Annotated in this window: 16 protein-coding genes and 1 pseudogene; 8 read left to right on the plus strand and 9 right to left on the minus strand. The window is 70.2% G+C overall.

Going from position 1 to position 18,243, the window contains the following annotated elements:
• Positions 1-68: 68 nt before the first annotated feature.
• Together serB and ACWDA7_RS39605 are read right to left on the minus strand one after the other, a co-directional pair.
• Positions 69-1,280 carry a phosphoserine phosphatase SerB gene (gene serB, locus ACWDA7_RS39600; RefSeq protein WP_450611207.1) on the minus strand — a complete coding sequence of 404 codons (1,212 nt, stop codon included), beginning with the start codon at positions 1,278-1,280 and terminating at the stop codon, positions 69-71.
• Positions 1,281-1,453: 173 nt separating this feature from the next.
• Positions 1,454-3,325: a streptophobe family protein gene (locus tag ACWDA7_RS39605; protein WP_450611209.1), complete on the minus strand. Its 1,872-nt coding sequence runs from the start codon at positions 3,323-3,325 to the stop codon at positions 1,454-1,456.
• A gap of 240 nt (positions 3,326-3,565) precedes the next feature.
• Here ACWDA7_RS39605 and ACWDA7_RS39610 point away from each other — a divergent pair, with 240 nt between their 5' ends.
• On the plus strand, positions 3,566-6,043 hold the full coding sequence (locus ACWDA7_RS39610) for an FHA domain-containing protein (RefSeq protein WP_450611211.1): 2,478 nt from the start codon (positions 3,566-3,568) through the stop codon (positions 6,041-6,043).
• 86 nt (positions 6,044-6,129) lie between these two features.
• Here ACWDA7_RS39610 and ACWDA7_RS39615 read toward each other — a convergent pair whose 3' ends face one another.
• The 3 genes from ACWDA7_RS39615 to ACWDA7_RS39625 all read right to left on the minus strand — a co-directional run bounded on the left by ACWDA7_RS39615 (position 6,130) and on the right by ACWDA7_RS39625 (position 9,002).
• Positions 6,130-6,843 carry a transglycosylase SLT domain-containing protein gene (locus ACWDA7_RS39615; protein ID WP_450611213.1) on the minus strand — a complete coding sequence of 238 codons (714 nt, stop codon included), beginning with the start codon at positions 6,841-6,843 and terminating at the stop codon, positions 6,130-6,132.
• Between the two features lie 312 nt (positions 6,844-7,155).
• A complete protein-coding gene (locus ACWDA7_RS39620; protein ID WP_450611215.1) occupies positions 7,156-8,310 on the minus strand; it encodes an S-adenosylmethionine:tRNA ribosyltransferase-isomerase in 1,155 nt (384 codons plus the stop codon).
• Positions 8,307-9,002 carry an SDR family NAD(P)-dependent oxidoreductase gene (locus tag ACWDA7_RS39625; protein WP_450611217.1) on the minus strand — a complete coding sequence of 232 codons (696 nt, stop codon included), beginning with the start codon at positions 9,000-9,002 and terminating at the stop codon, positions 8,307-8,309. The genes ACWDA7_RS39620 and ACWDA7_RS39625 overlap by 4 nt, the downstream gene beginning before the upstream one ends.
• A gap of 189 nt (positions 9,003-9,191) precedes the next feature.
• Between ACWDA7_RS39625 and ACWDA7_RS39630 the strand changes: the two genes are divergently transcribed.
• The 3 genes from ACWDA7_RS39630 to ACWDA7_RS39640 all read left to right on the plus strand — a co-directional run bounded on the left by ACWDA7_RS39630 (position 9,192) and on the right by ACWDA7_RS39640 (position 11,346).
• Entirely contained in the window at positions 9,192-10,337 is a 1,146-nt protein-coding gene (locus ACWDA7_RS39630) for a GAF domain-containing sensor histidine kinase (RefSeq protein WP_450611219.1), read from the plus strand.
• Positions 10,330-10,971, plus strand: coding sequence for a response regulator (locus tag ACWDA7_RS39635; RefSeq protein WP_450611221.1), 642 nt, complete (start codon positions 10,330-10,332; stop codon positions 10,969-10,971). The genes ACWDA7_RS39630 and ACWDA7_RS39635 overlap by 8 nt, the downstream gene beginning before the upstream one ends.
• A gap of 126 nt (positions 10,972-11,097) precedes the next feature.
• Complete coding sequence (locus tag ACWDA7_RS39640) at positions 11,098-11,346, plus strand: chaplin (RefSeq protein ID WP_450611223.1); 249 nt, start codon at positions 11,098-11,100, stop codon at positions 11,344-11,346.
• Positions 11,347-11,597: 251 nt separating this feature from the next.
• On the opposite strand, the gene ACWDA7_RS39645 is transcribed toward ACWDA7_RS39640, so the two are convergent.
• Positions 11,598-12,380 (minus strand): hypothetical protein, encoded by a 783-nt coding sequence (locus ACWDA7_RS39645; protein WP_450611225.1) that lies wholly within the window; start codon positions 12,378-12,380, stop codon positions 11,598-11,600.
• A 152-nt stretch (positions 12,381-12,532) separates the two neighbouring features.
• On the opposite strand from ACWDA7_RS39645, the pseudogene ACWDA7_RS39650 reads away from it, so the two are divergent.
• From ACWDA7_RS39650 to ACWDA7_RS39660, 3 genes and pseudogenes are all read left to right on the plus strand, one after another.
• Positions 12,533-13,063: pseudogene (locus tag ACWDA7_RS39650) on the plus strand (ABC transporter ATP-binding protein); the annotation flags it as partial.
• Between the two features lie 349 nt (positions 13,064-13,412).
• Complete coding sequence (locus ACWDA7_RS39655; protein ID WP_359398927.1) at positions 13,413-13,841, plus strand: NfeD family protein; 429 nt, start codon at positions 13,413-13,415, stop codon at positions 13,839-13,841.
• A 155-nt stretch (positions 13,842-13,996) separates the two neighbouring features.
• Positions 13,997-14,947 (plus strand): SPFH domain-containing protein, encoded by a 951-nt coding sequence (locus tag ACWDA7_RS39660; protein WP_450611227.1) that lies wholly within the window; start codon positions 13,997-13,999, stop codon positions 14,945-14,947.
• 97 nt (positions 14,948-15,044) lie between these two features.
• Here ACWDA7_RS39660 and ACWDA7_RS39665 read toward each other — a convergent pair whose 3' ends face one another.
• From ACWDA7_RS39665 to ACWDA7_RS39675, 3 genes are all read right to left on the minus strand, one after another.
• Complete coding sequence (locus ACWDA7_RS39665) at positions 15,045-15,551, minus strand: HNH endonuclease (protein ID WP_450611229.1); 507 nt, start codon at positions 15,549-15,551, stop codon at positions 15,045-15,047.
• A 163-nt stretch (positions 15,552-15,714) separates the two neighbouring features.
• On the minus strand, positions 15,715-16,254 hold the full coding sequence (locus ACWDA7_RS39670) for a YbhB/YbcL family Raf kinase inhibitor-like protein (RefSeq protein ID WP_359398933.1): 540 nt from the start codon (positions 16,252-16,254) through the stop codon (positions 15,715-15,717).
• A 45-nt stretch (positions 16,255-16,299) separates the two neighbouring features.
• A complete protein-coding gene (locus ACWDA7_RS39675; RefSeq protein ID WP_450611231.1) occupies positions 16,300-17,085 on the minus strand; it encodes a sporulation protein in 786 nt (261 codons plus the stop codon).
• A 198-nt stretch (positions 17,086-17,283) separates the two neighbouring features.
• Between ACWDA7_RS39675 and ACWDA7_RS39680 the strand changes: the two genes are divergently transcribed.
• Entirely contained in the window at positions 17,284-17,925 is a 642-nt protein-coding gene (locus ACWDA7_RS39680; protein WP_359398936.1) for a DNA-3-methyladenine glycosylase, read from the plus strand.
• Positions 17,926-18,243 lie beyond the last annotated feature (318 nt).

Below are 18,243 nucleotides of genomic sequence, written 5' to 3' on the forward strand. Positions count from 1 at the left end.
CCGGGGGCGGCCCCGGCACCCCGGCGGTGCCGGGCCCGCCCGGTGTCCTGGGCCGCTCCCGCGCGGACTCAGTGCAGGTCGTCCTGGATGTCGGCCGCCTCGACCTCTTCCCGGGTGACGCCCAGCAGATAGAGCACGGTGTCCAGGAAGGGGAAGTTCACCGCGGTGTGCGCGGCCTCACGGACGACGGGCTTGGCATTGAAGGCGACACCCAGACCGGCCGCGTTCAGCATGTCGAGATCGTTGGCGCCGTCACCGATCGCCACGGTCTGCGCCAGCGGTACACCCGCCTCCGCCGCGAACCGGCGCAGCAGCCGCGCCTTGCCCGCCCGGTCGACGATCTCGCCGACGACCTTTCCGGTCAGCTTCCCGTCGACGATCTCCAGCGTGTTGGCCTGCGCGAAGTCGAGCCCGAGCCGCTCCTTGAGGTCCTCCGTGACCTGGGTGAACCCACCGGAGACGACCCCTACTTGGAAACCGAGCCGCTTCAGCGTCCGGATCAGGGTGCGCGCGCCCGGAGTGAGCCGGATCTCGGCGCGCACCTTGTCGACCACCGACGCGTCGAGCCCCTTGAGCAGCGCCACCCGGGCGTGCAGCGACTGTTCGAAGTCCAGCTCGCCGCGCATTGCGGCCGCCGTCACCTCGGCGACCTCCGCCTGACAGCCGGCGTGCGCCGCGAACAGTTCGATGACCTCGTCCTGGATGAGCGTCGAGTCCACGTCCATGACGACCAGACGCTGCGCCCGGCGGTGCAGACCCGCCGCGACCACGGCGACGTCGACACCGAGCGCCGCGGCATCGGTCGCCAGGGCGGTGCGCAGCGGCTCGGTCTCCACACCGGAGACGGCGAACTCGACGGCGGTCACCGGGTACTTGGCGAGCCGGAAGATACGGTCGATGTTGCCACCGGCGGTGGCGATGCGGTCGGCGATGGCGGCCGTCGACTCGGCCGTCAGCGGGTGGCCGAGGACGGTGACCAGCGAGCGCCCGAGGCCCCGCGGGCGGTTGTCGCCGATACCGGAGATGATCTCCGCCTGCATCTTCATGGACTCCGCCCAGCTGTGGACGGTGGCCCGCAGATCTCCCTCGAGCCCGGACGGGGGCACGGTCACGAGGACGCACAGCACCATCCGGCCCCGGGTGACGACCTGCTCGATGTCGACGACGTCGACGCTGTAGGCGGCCAGGGTGTCGAACAGGCCGGCGGTCAGACCCGGCCGGTCCTTGCCGAAGATCTTGACAAGGAGTGTGGGGGCGTCGGAGGTCTGCGATGCGCTCATGGTGTTTCCACCGTATCCGGCACCCAGTGCCTTGCGCGTTCCCGGTCCGCCCAGCGGACAGGGAACAGTGGGTGGCTGACGGATGACGCGTGTCTTGAGCGAGGAAGAAGACGCAGGCCGCGGCTTGATCCCCGCTGCGGCCCGGCCGCGAGTGCGGCCCGGAGGGGGGCCGGTCAGCCGCGTCCCCGGGGCCGCCCGGGTGACCCAGGCGGGGGCGGGGGAGGCGGGGGCGGCCCACCCTGGTCCGACGACGGGCCCCGCCCGTGCCGGCCCGGGGACGGCGCGGGCGGCTCGATCGGCCGGATCACCGTGGGGGCGCCGTATACGTCTTCGGAAGCAGGCGGCACAGCGCCGCGCGGAGGCGGCGCGGGCTCGCCGGACCGCGTCTGCGGGGGCCGAGGGCCGTGCGCCGGCGCGGTCCGGCCGGGTGACGTGCGGGGCCTGCCCCTTTGCCCGCGCTCGTCCGGCCGTGCGTCCTCCGGTTCGCGCAGCCCTTCCGGCAGCCGCAGATACGGGTTCGTGTCGGGGTTCGGCGGGCGGAACGGGGTGCCCGGCTCGTACGGGCCCGGCCCCTGCGGCACCCGCGCGAACAAGGGGAGTGGAGGGACCGGCGGCCCGACCTCACCGCGTGCCTGCCGTGCCGCCCGGCTCCCGGCCGTCCCGGTCGCATACGCGATCAGCGCCCCGGCCGCGCCCGCGCCCGCGCCCCACACCGCACCCAGCAGCAGCGCCATGGCGAGGTGCCCGTGCAACTCGATGCCGGCACCGAACGCGTCGAATCCGAACACGGACAGCGAGGCGTCCACGGACACGTCCGTCAGCCAGGCCAGCAGCGGCAGCGCCAGTGCCGTCACGATCCCGAGCCGCAGCGCACAGCGCCCTGCGAAGCCGAGAGGACCGGGGCCCCGTACACCGGCAGCAGGCGGGACTGGTGCGGCCGCGGCATCCCGTGCTCGTACCAGAGGCGTACGCGCCGCGGTCAGCACGCCCGCGAAGAGCATCAGGAGGGCCGCGGCGACCGCCAGCAGCCATACCTTGCCGTCCAGTTCGGCCAGCCGTCCGAGGGTGACCGGCTGCTGTGTCCGCACGCTCAGCAGCCGGTCCAGCGGATCGGGCAGCAGTTTCGCCAGCTCACCCGTGGCCCTGCCGTCCCAGGGCACGAACAGGCCGAGCGGCAGGCCCAGCCACACTCCGTTCGGCACCCCGAGGAGGGCCGCCCCCGCGATCCGCGCCGGATGGTCGTCGCCGATCGCGGCGTAGGCGGCCGCCGCGAGGCCGGCGACCACCGCCACCAGCACCGCGGTCACCTGCGCCGACACGGCCGGACGCACCACCCGGTGCACCGCGTCCCAGCCGCGTGGCAGAGGGGTGCGCCGGGACGCGAGCAGGGAGATCAGCAGCACGCCCGCGGCCCATGCGGCGCCACCGAGCAGCGTGGGCACCGTGTCCACGGAGAAGCCGACCGCTGCCTTGGCGTCGACCAGGTCGCCGATCCGGCTCGGCAGCAGCCCCCCGATGTCGCCGAGACCGGGGATGCCGATGCTCCCGCCGCCGCCCCCGCCCGGCAGCCCGCCGAGCCCGAGGGAGCCCCCGTCGATGGTGATGACGTCGTGTCCGGCCCAGGCCAGACCGCCCAGCATCGCCACGAACAGCACCACCACCGCGCCCGCACGCACAAGGAGTTCGGCGGGCGCGACCACAACTCCCGCCGTGCGCAGGGAACGCAGGAAGAACCAGCAGAGCAGCAGCGCCCCGACCAGACTCACACCCAAGGGCGTGATCTCTATGGCGGTCGTCGCCTCCGCCCCCTTCAGGCCGAACGCCGACACGTCGCCGGACGGTGTGACCGACCCGTTCGCCCCAAGTGCCACGACCGCCGCGGTCATCGGGCCGAGCGAGCCCGCGGCGTCGGCCTGGAGCAGATGCAGTCCGAGCGCGGCCGTCCCCGCCATCCCGATCAAGGCCCAGCTCACCGAGGCGATCGCGGACAGGAGCACGTCCGTCCACGGCAGCCGCCGGCCCTCTCCCGCTGTTCCGACATCCATGCCTGCCCCCCGGTCCGCGCCGCGGTGATCCACCGCGGATGTCCCCCCTCGCGGGGGATTACCACTCTCCGGGGCGGTTTCAACCCCGTCAACGGGACGCGTTCCGGCGGGTCCACGCATGGGTCATAAAGCCCGACTTTCGGTCAGAGGGCTCAGCCTGAAATAGTTCCCCACGATGTTCGACATCCCTAGACTCCCTGTGATGGGGGCAATTCGGGGGACAACTCAGTGGGGCATGGAGTGTCTGAACTCGTACTCGAAGTGAACGGACGCACCTGGACGCTGGACGCGTCCAGGCCATACACCCTCGGACGTGATCCGCAGGGAGACATCGTGTTCGACGACGCCAGGGTTTCCTGGCGTCACGCCACGATCAGCTGGAACGGCCGCAGTTGGGTTATCGAGGACCACGGAAGCACCAACGGGACGTTCGCACAGGGCCATCGGGTCCACCAGTTGGAGATCGGCCCCGGCTCGGCCGTGCATCTGGGCAACGCGAACGACGGACCGCGCCTGAACCTGTCCGGTGCCGCGGCCGCCGTGGCCGTGCCGCAGGCCCGGCCCCAGCAGCAGCCGTACGCCGCCCAGGGCGCCGACCCGAGCTGGGCCGACCAGGCTGCGCCGCAGGCCGCCGCACAGATCCCGCAGCAGCAGGGCCCCGGAAGTGGCGCGGGGGCGCCTCCGGTCTACGGCGACCGCAGTCCGACCACGTTCCACCAGCTCGCCCTCGGCCGTGTGATGCGCATCGGTCGTGCGCTGGAGAACGAACTGGTCGTGTCGGACCTCCAAGTCTCCCGCCATCACGCCGAGTTCCACGCCACGCCCGACGGCCGTTTCGAGATCCGTGACCTCGGCTCGCACAACGGCACGTTCGTCAACGGTATGCCGATCGGCAAGGGCGGCTCCTTGCTGCTCGGACCCAATGACATCGTCGGCGTCGGCCACACGACGTTCCGTCTGGTCGGCGACCGGCTCGAGGAGTTCGTCGACACCGGTGAGATCTCCTTCTCCGCCCGCCACCTGACCGTGACGGTCGACGGCGGCAAGCAGATCCTCAAGGACGTCTCCTTCGGCGTCCCGGAGAAGTCGCTCATCGCGGTCATCGGCCCGTCCGGCTCCGGCAAGTCGACGCTGTTGAAGGCGCTCACCGGCTACCGCCCCGCGAACGAGGGTGACGTCCTCTACGACAACCGGAACCTGTACAAGCAGTTCGCGGAGCTGCGCCAGCGCATCGGTCTGGTCCCGCAGGACGACATCCTGCACAAGGAGCTGACCGTCAAGAAGGCCCTCAAGTACGCGGCCAAGCTGCGCTTCCCGGCCGACACCACGGCCGCCGAGCGTGAGGCCCGCATCGACGAGGTGCTGCGCGAGCTGAAGCTGGACGTCCACAAGGAGAAGAAGGTCACCTCCCTCTCCGGCGGTCAGCGCAAGCGTGTCTCGGTGGCCCTGGAGCTGCTCACCAAGCCGTCGCTGATCTTCCTGGACGAGCCGACGTCCGGTCTCGACCCGGGCATGGACCGCGACGTCATGCAGCTGCTGCGCGGCCTGGCCGACGACGGCCGCACGGTCCTCGTCGTCACCCACTCCGTGGCCGAGCTCGCCCTGTGCGACAAGCTGCTCGTGATGGCGCCGGGCGGCTCCGTCGCCTACTTCGGCCCGCCGGAGGAGGCGCTGAACTTCTTCGGCTACGAAACCTGGGCCGATGTGTTCTCCGCCTTCGAGAACTACCGCGACTACGACTGGGCGGGCCGCTGGAAGGGCTCGCAGCACTACCAGATGTACGCCGCGGACATCGACGCCGTCGCCCCGCAGTCGGTGCACATGCCGCCGCCGCAGGCGATCAAGCCACCCAAGCCGCAGGGCTGGTTCTCCCAGCTGGGCACCCTGATCCGGCGGTACGCCGCGGTCATCGCCTCCGACAAGGGGTTCCTGGCACTGACGGTGATCCTGCCGGCGGTGCTGGGCGCCGTCAGCCTGCTCATCGACAGTGACAAGGGCCTGCTGGTCAACCCGGTCAGCCCGAAGACCGGCGTGGCCGTCCCGAACGGCACGGCCACCACGGTCCTGCTGATCCTCGCGGTGGGCGCCTGTTTCGCGGGCGCCGCCAACTCCGTTCGCGAGCTGATCAAGGAACGGGTCATCTACGAGCGGGAGCGCGCCACCGGCCTGTCGCGCTCCGCGTACCTCATGTCGAAGGTGTTCGTCCTCGGCGTCATCACCGTGCTGCAGGGCCTCATGGTCGGCCTGATCGGGTTCTCCAGCCGCGAGATCCCCAAGGAGGGTGTCGTCCTGGGCGGGTCGACGCTGTTCGAGCTCTGCCTGCCGGTCATGGCGCTGGGCTTCACATCGATGATGTTCGGCTTGGTCATCTCCGCACTCGTGAAGACCGCCGAGAAGACCATGCCGCTGCTGGTGATGTTCGCGATCATCCAGGTCGTCTTCACCGGCTGCCTCTTCACCCTGCACGGCGCGGTCGGCGCCAACGAGGTCTCGTACCTGATGCCGTCCCGCTGGGCGGTGGGCGCCACCGGTGCGACGCTCGATTTCAACAACATCTTCCCGAACACGAGCGACCCGACCAGCACGGATCCGCTGTGGAACCACACGGCGGGCGCCTGGACCCTGGACATGGCCGCCCTGATCGCCATCGGTGTGATCTGCGGCATCCTCGTGGCCCGCTTCCTGCGCCGCCACGAGCCCGAGGTCATGCGGAAGTAGTCACTCCCGTACAACGCGGAAAGGGCGGCACCCGTCAGGGGGTGCCGCCCTTTCCTCTGTTCAGCGAGAAGAGGTCCGCGCAGGCCTCAGTACGCGCTGTTGACGTTGTCCATCGAGCCGTAGCGGTGCGCCGCGTAGTTGCAGGCGGCGGTGATGTTCGCGACCGGGTCGTAGATGTTCATCGACGTGCCCGCCACGTGGTACGCCCGGAAGGTCGGGTCGATCACCTGGAGCAGGCCCTTGGAGGGGATGCCGTTGCGGGCGTTGATGTCCCAGTTGTTGATGGCCATCGGGTTGCCCGAGGACTCCCGCATGATGTTGCGGTACAGGCCGTTGTACGAGCCCGGGATGCCCTTCTGCGCCATGATGTCGAGCGACTGGCGGATCCAGCCGTCGAGGTTGTTGGCGTAGGACTTCGGGGAGGACTGCCGGACGGGGGCGCGGTCGGCGGAGCGGCTCGCGGACTGCTGCGTGCTGCGCTGCTGCACCGCCTGCTGCTGTGCCTTCTGGGCGGCCGGCTTCGGAGCGGCCTGCTGCTTCGCGGCGATCGCCTCGGCCTTCAGCATCGAGGCGGCCTCCTGGTCGGTGACGCTCGCCTTGATCGCCTTTACCGGCTGGTTGCCTATGGTCACCGGGGCCGCGGCGGCGGCCGGGGCCTCGTGGGTCGTGGTCTGCGCCTCGCTCGGCGTGGCGGTGATCGCGAGGGTGGCGATACCGAGGCCGGTGCAGCATGCGGCCGACAGCTTCTGCGTCTTGGTCAGCGCACGGGCACGACTACGAATATTGGTGATCTGGGGCATGTCGGAGTGACCTCTTCGAATTGCGCGGAGGTCGCTCTGGTGCCGGTGGATTCGGATGTTTCCAGCACAAGCGCCGCGGGTAACGAGCCACGGCGCCGAGCGACGGAAGCAATTCTTAGCGGCCGCAAAAACCCCAGGCAAAGATGTGACGTACTACCCCGGTTAGTGGGCCCAGGAGGGGCAAAACGGGGCAGACTGTCCCGTCTTCCCCGTTCATGAGGGGCTTATCCCGGTCCTATGCCGCTTCGTATGTGATGTGGGTCCTATGTGCGTCCTCACATCGAGGTCATGGGTTCTTCACATGCAGTTGCTCTAGCAACGCACAGTGTGATGCGAATTCGGGGGCAGGATGAGGTGGGCGTCACCGAACTCGTGCCACAGGTATCGCTCGGCCAGCGCCGCCTCGTAGGCACGGTCGATCGCCTCCCTCCCGGCGATGGCCTCCAGCATCAGCAGATGCGATGCCTGCGGCTCGTGCAGGCCGGTCAGCAGCCCGTCGACCACCCGCACCCCGCGCTTGGGCGTCACCACCAGATCCGTCCAGCCCTCCCGGGCCCGCACCACCCCGTCGGCACCCACCGCCGACTCCACCGCCCGCACGGCCGTCGTCCCCACCGCCACCACCCGGCCGTCCCCGGCCCGGACCGCGTTGATCAGTCGCGCCGACGCCTGCGGCACCGAGAAGCGCTCCGGAGAGGGAGGTTCATGGGCCTCCGCCGACGCCACCCCCGTGTGCAGCGTGACCGGTGCGACCTGCACCCCCCGGCTCACCAGCTCCACCACGGTCCGCGAGGTGAACGGCCGAGCCGCGCTCGGCATCTCCGCGCTGCCCGAGCCGTCGGCGGATGGCAGCGCGAACACCGTCTGGTACGCGGACAGCGGCTGGTCCCTTTCCGTATAGGAGTAGCGAATGGGACGCCCGTGCCGGCCCAGCAGCCCGGCCAGGTCCCCGTCCGAGGGACGGGCCCACCACAGCCGGTCGCTCCGCGGCGACAGCGGCTCCTCGAGGACGAGCCGCACGTCGCCCGGAAGCCGCACTTCCGCGCCGGCCCCGGCCTCCCGCCGCCCGCCGCCGTTCTTACGGGCAGCGCCTCGCGCCCCGCTCGACGCACGCGCGCGCGTGGTGCCCCGTCCGTCCGGATCCCGGAGCTCGACCGCCCACCGCCCGTCGTCCCCGCGTGTCGAGAAGTGCACCACCACGCGCGCGTGCCCGAGCCAGCCGTCCACCGCGGCCGCCAGCGTCGGTGACGTGTTGACGACGAGCAGGTCCCCGGCCCGCAGCAGCCGCGGCAGCTCCACGAACGCGTGGTGCGAGACGTCGGTGCCGCGGGAGACCAGCAGCCGCACGCTGTCCCGGTCCAGGCCCGGCCCGCGCTGCTCGGCCGGGACCCGCGCCGCCAGCTCCTCCGGGAGTGTCCACTGCTTCCGGACGCGCTCGGCCCGAGGGATCCCCGTCCCCGTCCTCATCGCGTCTCCAGCAGCGAGGAAGCACCGTAGCGGCCGCTCGCCGGACGCCTGTCCAGCAGCCTGAGGAACGCGGGCACCACGCTCTCCGGCGCCGGCCGCGGACCGCCGTCGTCCGGTACGGCCGCTGTATACAGGTCGGTGGCCATGTCGCCCGGATCCACCGCCCACACTCGCAGTCCCGGCTCCTCCACGGCGAGCACCGCCGCCAGATGGTCCAGCGCCGCCTTGGACGCCCCGTACCCGCCCCAGGTCTCGTACGCCTCGGCCGCCGCGTCCGAACTGACGGCGACGACGGTGCCCGCCTGCGACGCCCGCAGCAGCGGCAGCGCCTCCTGGACGAGGCCCAGCGCGGCCACCACATTGACCTCGAGCGCCCGCCGCAAGCCGTCCGGCGGCAGCCCCTCCAGCCGTACCAGCGGCTCCGCGCCCAGCGCGCTCGCGTTGCTCACCAGCAGGTCCAGCCCGCCCAGCCGCCGGGCCGCCCGCACCAGGGCGGCCCGGTGCCCCGCGTCCGTCACATCCCCGGGCAGCGCCGCCACCCTGGTCCCGTGCCCGGCCAGCTCATCGGCCGTCTCGGCCAGAACCGGTGCGGTCCTGGCGTCCAGCACCAGGTCCCAGCCGCGCTCCGCCAGAGCCGCGCCGAGCGCCCGCCCCAGCCCCTTGGAAGCCCCCGTGATGATCGCAACCGGCATGACTACCGTCCCCTTCGGTCCCTCGGCCACCGCTGATCGGCGGTGACCTCAACGTAGGAACCGGTCCCTGCCGGCCGCCTCGGACGCGGGCCGCAAGGAACGGGGGTCCTTCGCCCTAGGCCCTTCGCCCCAGGTACGACCGCCACACGTCGGATACGCACGGTCACATCCCACCGGTACGGTGAGGTCATGAGCCATGGACCCAGGTCGGGCCTGTACGCGGTGAGCTCCGCGCTGCTGGCCATGAGCAGGCACCTCGAGGTGCGCGACGTCCTCAAGACGATCGTGGCCTCGGCCCGCGAGCTGCTCGACGCGGAGTACGCGGCGCTGGGTGTCCCGGACAACCACGGAGGCTTCGCCCAGTTCGTCGTGGACGGGGTCAGCGACGAGCAGTGGAAGGCCATCGGCCCGCTCCCGCGCCAGCACGGCATCCTGGCCGCCATGCTGCACGAGTCGCGCCCCGAGCGGCTCGCCGACGTCCGCAAGGACCCCCGCTTCGAGGGCTGGCCGGCCGCCCACCCCGACCTGTCCGACTTCCTCGGCCTGCCCATCCGCGACGGCGACGAGATCATCGGCGCGCTGTTCCTCGCCAACAAGAGGTGCCCGAACCCGCAGGGCGGATGCGGTTTCACCGAGGATGACGAGGAGCTGCTCTCGATCCTGGCCCAGCATGCCGCGATCGCCCTCACCAACGCCCGTCTCTACGAGCGCAGCCGAGAGCTGACCATCGCCGAGGAGCGCTCCCGGCTGGCCCACGAGCTGCATGACGCGGTCAGCCAGAAGCTCTTCTCCCTGCGGCTCACCGCCCAGGCCGCGGCCGCCCTGATCGACCGCGACCCGGTGCGCGCCAAGGGCGAGCTGCAGCAGGTGGCCACGCTCGCCGGGGACGCCGTCGACGAACTGCGCGCGGCCGTCGTGGAGTTGCGCCCCGCGGCCCTCGACGAGGACGGACTGGTCGCCACCCTGCGCACCCAGATCCAGGTCCTCGACCGTGCCCACACGGCCCGCGTGACCTTCGCCGGCCGCGGCGTCCGCGCGCTGCCGGCCGCCCAGGAGGAGGCGCTGCTGCGCGTCGCCCAGGAGGCCCTGCACAACGCCCTGCGGCACTCCGGCGCCGGGCGGGTCGAGGTGACCCTGGAGAAGTGCGGACCGGGCGCCGTCCTGCGCGTCACGGACGACGGCAGCGGTTTCGACCCGACGGCGATCCGCCGCGCGGGCCGCCACCTCGGCCTGGTCTCCATGCGTGACCGGGCGGGCGGGGTGGGAGGCACCCTGACCGTGGAATCGGCGCCCGGGAAGGGCACCACGATAGAGATGGAGGTCCCTGGTGGCTGACGCGATCAAGGTGCTGCTCGTCGACGACCACCAGGTGGTCCGCCGTGGACTGCGCACCTTCCTCGAGGTGCAGGACGACATCGAGGTCGTCGGAGAGGCCTCCGACGGCGCCGAGGGAGTGGCCCGCGCCGAGGAGCTCAAGCCCGACGTCGTCCTCATGGACGTCAAGATGCCGGGCATGGACGGGATCGACGCGCTGCGCAGACTGCGCCAACTCGACAATCCCGCACGCGTGCTGATCGTCACCAGCTTCACCGAGCAGCGCACCGTGGTTCCCGCCCTGCGCGCGGGCGCCGCGGGATATGTGTACAAGGACGTGGACCCCGACGCGCTCGCCGGAGCCATCCGCTCGGTGCACGCCGGGCACATCCTGCTGCAACCGGAGGTCGCGGGCGCGCTGCTCTCGCAGGAGGAGGGGAACCCTGGCCAGGGCAGGGCCGGTTCACTCACCGAGCGGGAGCGTGAGGTGCTGGGTCTGATCGCCGACGGCCGGTCGAACCGGGAGATCGCCCGGGCCCTGGTGCTGTCGGAGAAGACGGTGAAGACCCATGTCTCGAACATCCTGATGAAGCTGGACCTGGCGGACCGCACCCAGGCCGCGCTCTGGGCGGTGCGGCACGGTGTCGACGGCTGAAACGACTGAGCGGATCTTCATACCGTCGTGTATGTCCCCCGGACGGCGCATCCTCGGTGGACCCAGGCCGTTCTCCAGGGCGTGCTGCGGCGACTGCCGCAGTGATCGCAAGGAGAGGGCTCAGAAGTGAAGAACCTGAAGAAGGCCGTTGCCGTCTCGATGGTGGCCGGTGGTCTGGTCGCCGCGAGCACCGGTCTCGCCTCCGCCTGCGAGGGCGGCGCGCACGCCCACGGCAAGGCCGCGGGCTCCCCGGGCGTCGTGTCGGGCAACGTCATCCAGGCTCCGGTGCACATCCCCGTCAACGTGGTCGGCAACACCGTGAACGTGATCGGCGCCCTGAACCCGGCCTTCGGCAACCTGGGCATCAACCACTGAACCCACCAAGGGGCACCTTGTGACCACCGGCCTCCCGGACACTCCCGGGAGGCCGGCCGCGTGATGCGACACAGCCGGGCGGACGCAGGACCAGCCGGTCCGGCGTGTGAGAACGAATGTCACACGCCGGACCGAGGCAAGACCAGCCCGTCCGGCGTTTGAGGACGAGGCCGTTCAGGCCGAAGCGGGGGTCTGGGGGCGGCAGCCCCCAGGGACAGTGCGCCGAAGGCCGGACGCCAGGACACCTAACGTCACCGAATCTCCCGCTGCTCCACGATCGAGTTGTACGCCGCCACCTGCGCCCGCCGAGCCGTCCGCTCCACCGGCCGCAGCGCCTGGGCCCGCGCCGCCATCTCCGAGGCGCTCACCGCGCCCCCGTGCCCGTTCTCGGACGCCACCGAGATCAGCAGCCCCACCCGCTGGGCCAGCTCCAGCACCCGAACCGCCCGCGGCGGATAGCCCGGCGCCAGGACCTCACGCCCCCGCTCGGCCCGCGCCCGGTACGCGTCGACGGCGGCCTCCGCCACCGGCCCCGACCCCGCCACGTCCAGGCGCGACAGCGCCTCCGTCGCATCGCGCAGCGCCTCGGCCAGCTCCCGCTCGGCCTCCCCGAGCGAGGGCACATCGGCGGGCGGCGCCTCGCGCACCGGCAGACAGTGCCAGACGACCTCGACGTGCACATCACCGTCGGGCCCGGCCTCGTACACCTCAGGCACCAGCCCGAAGGCGGCCCCCTGGCAGACCACCGCTTCCTCGGCCTCCAGCGCCCGCGCATTGAACTCCGGCGGGCCGCTCAGCCCCAGCGGATGCCCCGGCGCGGGCAGCGCGACCCGCAGCCCGTTCACCCCGAGCGTCCGCAGCCGCCCCAGCGCGAGCGTGAGCCCGACGGGCGCCGGTTCGGCCGGCAGTCCCTCGACCCGGTGCACCGCGTCGTCGTCGACGATGGCGGACGCGGCGTCGTCCGGCGAAACAAGTCCGGCCAATAGGGCATTTCCCCATGCGGCCAGCCGTCCTGAGCGTGGTTCCGAGAGCATGCCCCCACCCTAAGGACCTGACCTATGGAATGGTCCGGGCGGCAGGTGGCGTAGATTTCTTGCGGGGCTGCGCCCACAGGCGTGGCGGACCACGCCCACAGGCGTACGCGAGAGCCGATACCGGCCACACTGCAAGGGGAGACAACGCGCTCATGAGCGATGTTCTGGAGCTGGAGGACGTATCCGTGGTCCGTGAGGGCCGCGCTCTGGTGGACCAGGTCTCCTGGTCGGTGAAGGAGGGGGAGCGCTGGGTCATCCTCGGCCCGAACGGCGCCGGGAAGACGACCCTCCTCAACGTCGCCTCCAGCTACCTCTTCCCCTCCCAGGGCACCGCCACCATCCTCGGCGAGACCCTCGGCAAGCCCGGCACCGACGTCTTCGAGCTGCGTCCGCGCATCGGTGTGGCCGGTGTCGCCATGTCCGAAAAGCTCCCCAAGCGCCAGACCGTCCTCGAGACCGTGCTGACCGCCGCGTACGGCATGACGGCCCACTGGCAGGAGGACTACGAGGAAGTCGACGAGCAGCGCGCCCGCGCCTTCCTCGACCGCCTCGGCATGAGCGAGTACCTCGACCGGAAGTTCGGCACGCTCTCCGAGGGCGAGCGCAAGCGCACCCTGATCGCCCGCGCCCTGATGACCGACCCCGAGCTGCTGCTCCTCGACGAGCCGGCCGCAGGTCTCGACCTCGGCGGCCGCGAGGATCTCGTACGCCGTCTCGGACGCCTCGCCCAGGACCCGATCGCCCCCTCCATGGTCATGGTCACGCACCATGTCGAGGAGATCGCCCCCGGCTTCACCCACGTCCTGATGATCCGTCAGGGCAAGGTGCTCGCCGCGGGTCCGCTGGAGCTCGAGCTGACCTCGCGCAACCTCTCCCTCTGCTTCGGTCTCCCGCTCGTCGTCGAGCAGGTCGGCGAGCGTTGGACGGCCCAGGGCCTGCCCCTGTCCTGACCGCCCCAAACCCCTTCGGAAGCCCGCTCCGACCTGATCTGCTCCCTGTCCGCGGGCGGACCCGCGGCCCTACCATGACCGCGTGGACATCGACGCCTGGGTGTGGTGGCTGATCGGCGCGGCGGGGCTCGGGATCGGGCTCGTGATCACCGCGATGCCGGAGCTCGGCATGCTCGCGGTGGGCGCTGTCGCGGCCGCCGTGATCGCCGGCCTCGGTGGCGACGCCGTCTTCCAGGTCGTCGTCTTCGCCGTCGTCTCCGTGGCGCTCATCGCCGTGGTCCGGCCCATCGCCGCCCGGCACAGCGCCCAACGACCCCGATTCGCCACCGGCGTCGAGGCCTTGAAGGGCAAGCAGGCCGTGGTCCTGGAGCGCGTCGACGGCAGCGGCGGCCGGATCAAACTGGCCGGCGAGGTCTGGTCCGCGCGCGCTCTCGACTCCCAACTCACCTACGAAGTCGGCCAGGAAGTGGACGTCGTGGAGATCGAGGGGGCCACGGCGATCGTCATGTGACCTCGTAGGACTCAACTGAACGGAACAGCCCACGGGGCACGGCACGGTCTGTCAGACTCGTCCAGCAAGATCTTCAACAACCATAAGATCTTCTACAGGGCGCCGAGGCGGAGAACACGGGGCGCCAAGGCGGAGAAGGGGTACGGGGAATCACGATGGAACCGATCATCATCGTCCTGATCATTCTGGTGGTGTTGGTCTTCATCGCCCTGATCAAGACGATCCAGGTCATTCCGCAGGCGAGCGCCGCCATCGTCGAGCGCTTCGGCCGCTACACACGGACGCTGAACGCGGGCCTGAACATCGTGGTCCCCTTCATCGACTCCATCCGCAACCGCATCGACCTGCGCGAACAGGTCGTCCCGTTCCCGCCGCAGCCGGTGATCACCCAGGACAACCTGGTGGTCAACATCGACACGGTCATCTACTACCAGGTCACCGACGCCCGGGCGGCCACCTATGAAGTCGCCAGCTACATCCAGGCCATCGAGCAGCTGACCGTCACCACCCTGCGCAACATCATCGGCGGCATGGACCTGGAGCGCACCCTGACCTCCCGCGAGGAGATCAACGCAGCCCTGCGCGGCGTCCTCGACGAGGCCACCGGCAAGTGGGGCATCCGCGTCAACCGCGTCGAACTGAAGGCCATCGAACCCCCCACCTCCATCCAGGACTCGATGGAGAAGCAGATGCGCGCCGACCGTGACAAGCGCGCCGCGATCCTCACCGCGGAAGGTACGCGCCAGGCCGCGATCCTCACCGCCGAGGGTGAGAAGCAGTCCCAGATCCTGCGCGCCGAAGGTGAGGCCAAGGCCGCCGCATTGCGCGCCGAAGGCGAGGCCCAGGCGATCCGCACGGTCTTCGAGTCCATCCACGCCGGCGACCCCGACCAGAAGCTGCTGTCGTACCAGTACCTGCAGATGCTCCCGAAGATCGCTGAAGGCGACGCCAACAAGCTCTGGATCGTCCCCAGCGAGATCGGCGACGCTCTGAAGGGCCTGTCCGGAGCCATCGGCAACTTCGGGTCGCTGGGCGGGGGTTCGGGCTCCGGCTCCGCCAAGTCGGGCGGCGACACGGACCGACGCGAGAAGCCGTCGATCGACTGACGGGCGCTGCCCGTACGACAACGGCGCCCGTCTCCCACGGAGACGGGCGCCGGTTCATGTACGGATCCGCGACCTCTGGACGGCCGTCGTGTACCGCCTAGGCCGCCGGCTGTGCCAGCCACTCCGGCAGCGCGTCGACGTTGTCGTGCCCCAGCGACAGCAGCATCGCGTCCGCGGGCGTCGGTTCGAACGGCTTCCTGAGCAGCGGCATCCCCGCCTCCTCCGGTGTGCGGTTCGCCTTGCGGTGGTTGTCCTCCGCGCACGAGGCCACCGTGTTGAGCCAGGTGTCGCCTCCACCCTGCGACCGCGGCACCACGTGGTCCACGGTCGTCGCACGCCTCCCGCAATAGGCGCACCTGTGCCGGTCCCGTACGAGGACACCCCGCCTCGACCAAGGCGCTTGTCTTCGGAAGGGCACCCTTACATACCTGCAAAGCCTGATGACCCGGGGCGCTGGTATGTCCACATCGGCTCCCCGCATACGGATCTCGGGGTGGGTCTGCTCGACGACAGCCTTGGACTGCAGCACCAGGACCACGGCTCGATTCAGCGTCACTGTCGACAGCGGCTCGAAGCTCGCGTTCAGAACCAGCGTGTCACGCATCCAGCCCACCTCCCGTGTGCACCTGCCCACCCCCTGGCGGGCTTGGATCAACTCTGGACGGGCGCGCCGAGATGGACAACGCAATAAAAAATGCCCGCCTCCGATCACTTCCAAGACCGGAGGCGGGCAAACGTTCAATGAACGTCAGTCTTCAGCACGTACGTCAGCCGGCGGCCGGATTCTCGTACTCGCCGATGAGCTGTGTGCGCGCCAGCGTGTGGAACCGCAGATTGAAGCCGACCACGGCCGGAGAGGCGTCCGAGTCCGGACCGAGCGTCTCCTGGTCCACGGCGTACACCGTGAACACATACCGGTGCGACCCGTCCCCGGGCGGCGGCGCGGCACCACCGAAGTCCTTCGTCCCGTAGTCGTTGCGCGCGTGAACCGCACCCTCGGGGAGGCCCTCGAACTTCCCGCTGCCCGCACCCACGGGCAACTCGGTCACCGAGGCCGGGATGTCGAACAGGACCCAGTGCCAGAACCCGCTGCCCGTCGGGGCGTCCGGGTCGTAGCAGGTCACCGCGAAGCTCTTGGTCTCCGCCGGGAAGCCCTCCCAGCGCAGCTGCGGCGAGGTGTTCCCCGCCGCGTAGACCTGAGCGTCCTTGAGCCTGGCGCCGTCCTCGACGTCCTCGCTCGTCACCGTGAACGACGGTACGGGCGGATGGAAGTCATGCGGCAGCGGGCGCCTCTGGGACTCGGTCACCTCGGTACCTCCAAGTCAGTGGATCAACCGATTCCAGTTCAGAGCCTAGAACCAGCTGCGCTTGCTGCCGACCTCGGACAGCCACTGGTGGAGGTACGCGGCCCAGTCCGTGGCGTGGAAGTCGTGCAGACCCACCTGGAAGGCACGGTAGGAGTCACTGCCCTCGCTGAAGAGCCCGGGCTTCTTGTCCATTTCCAGGATGACGTCCATCGCGTGCTCGTCAGCGACGAAGCTCAATTCGACCTGATTGAGACCGCGGTACTGGGCCGGCGGGTAGAACTCGATCTCCTGGTAGAACGGCAGCCGCTGCCGTGTACCGCGGATGTGGCCACGCTCCATGTCCGCGTTCTTGAAGCGGAAGCCCAGCCGGATGAACGCGTCCAGGATCGCCTTCTGCGCCGGCAGCGGGTGCACGTTGATCGGGTCCAGGTCACCGGAGTCCAGGGCACGCGCGATCTCCAGCTCCGTGGTCACCCCGATGTGCATGCCGCGGAGCGCCTGCCCGTCGATCATGGTGATCGGCGTCTCCCAGGGGATCTCGAACCCGAACGGCACGGCGTGCACGGCCCCCGCCTGGAGCTCGAAGGCGCCGCCGAGCCGCACCTTCGTGAACTCGATGTCCTGCTTGTGCTCCGTGTCGTCGTGTCCCTCGACCTCCACCCGGGCCTGCAGACCGACGTTCAGGCCCTCGATCGCCTGGTTCACGGACCCGCCCTGGATCCGCACCTCCCCTTGGACGACACCGCCCGGAACAACGTTGACCTCGGTCAGCACCGTCTCGACCGAAGCCCCGCCGGCTCCCAGGCTCGCGAGCAGCCGCTTGAACCCCATGAATCTTCCCTCCCAGGCAACGCCTGATCCGTCGTCCTGCCCCATGCGCGCTCACGTACCGCGCGCGCCCTCATCTGTGGATCCTTGATCCCTAGATACGCGATCCGGCCGGGACCGGTTCCGGGCCCTCAGCCTTCCAAGGGGGCGGACTCTTGACCACCCTTTGGCACGCACCCGTCTGGACTACGCTCGTACCCCGTGATCGCGACCCCTGACCGTACGCCCCTGCCCAGGGAGTTCTTCGACCGGCCCGTACTGGAGGTCGCCACCGACCTCCTGGGACGTCTGATCGTCCGCAGCACCCCGGACGGCCCGATCGTCCTACGCCTGACGGAGGTCGAGGCGTACGACGGCCCGAACGACCCGGGCTCGCACGCGTATCGGGGCCGCACACCCCGCAACGACGTGATGTTCGGACCGCCCGGCCATGTGTACGTCTACTTCACTTACGGCATGTGGCACTGCATGAATCTGGTGTGCGGTCCGGTGGGGCAGGCGAGCGGGGTGCTCCTCCGGGCCGGCGAGATCACCGAGGGAGCGGAGCTCGCCCACACACGTCGACTCTCGGCCCGCAATGACAAGGAACTGGCCAAAGGCCCGGCACGTCTGGCCACGGCTCTGGACGTGGACCGGGCCCTGGACGGTACGGACGCCTGCAGTCCGGGGGAGACCCCGCTGCGCGCCCTGACCGGCACACCGGTGCCGCCCGACCAGGTCCGCAACGGTCCGCGGACCGGCGTCGCCGGCGACGGAGCGGTCCACCCGTGGCGCTTCTGGATCGCCAACGACCCTACGGTGAGTCCCTATCGGGCCCACACACCACGGCGACGCCGAAGTTGACGCGTCCCTGGAGGATGCGTAATGTAGCCCGAGCCGCTGAACCGGGTACGGCTTCAGCCAGCAACCGGAAGCGGCCAACCCACTACTACGTCACCCTCATCGAGGGCGAGTTCGGCATGCCTGCATGCCCGAATTCGAATCCGCGGACTCGATTATGAGTAGCGGCGGAAATCGGCTAACGTAGTGAATGTCGAAAGGCCGGGAGCCGAAAAGCGCCGGGCCCAAGACAACCCGCTCCGGCCGGGAATCGGATCGAGAAAAAGATCTGATAGAGTCGGAAACACCGAAGGGAAGCGCCCGGAGGAAAGCCCGAGAGGG

The organism is Streptomyces sp. NPDC001156 (assembly GCF_053598275.1).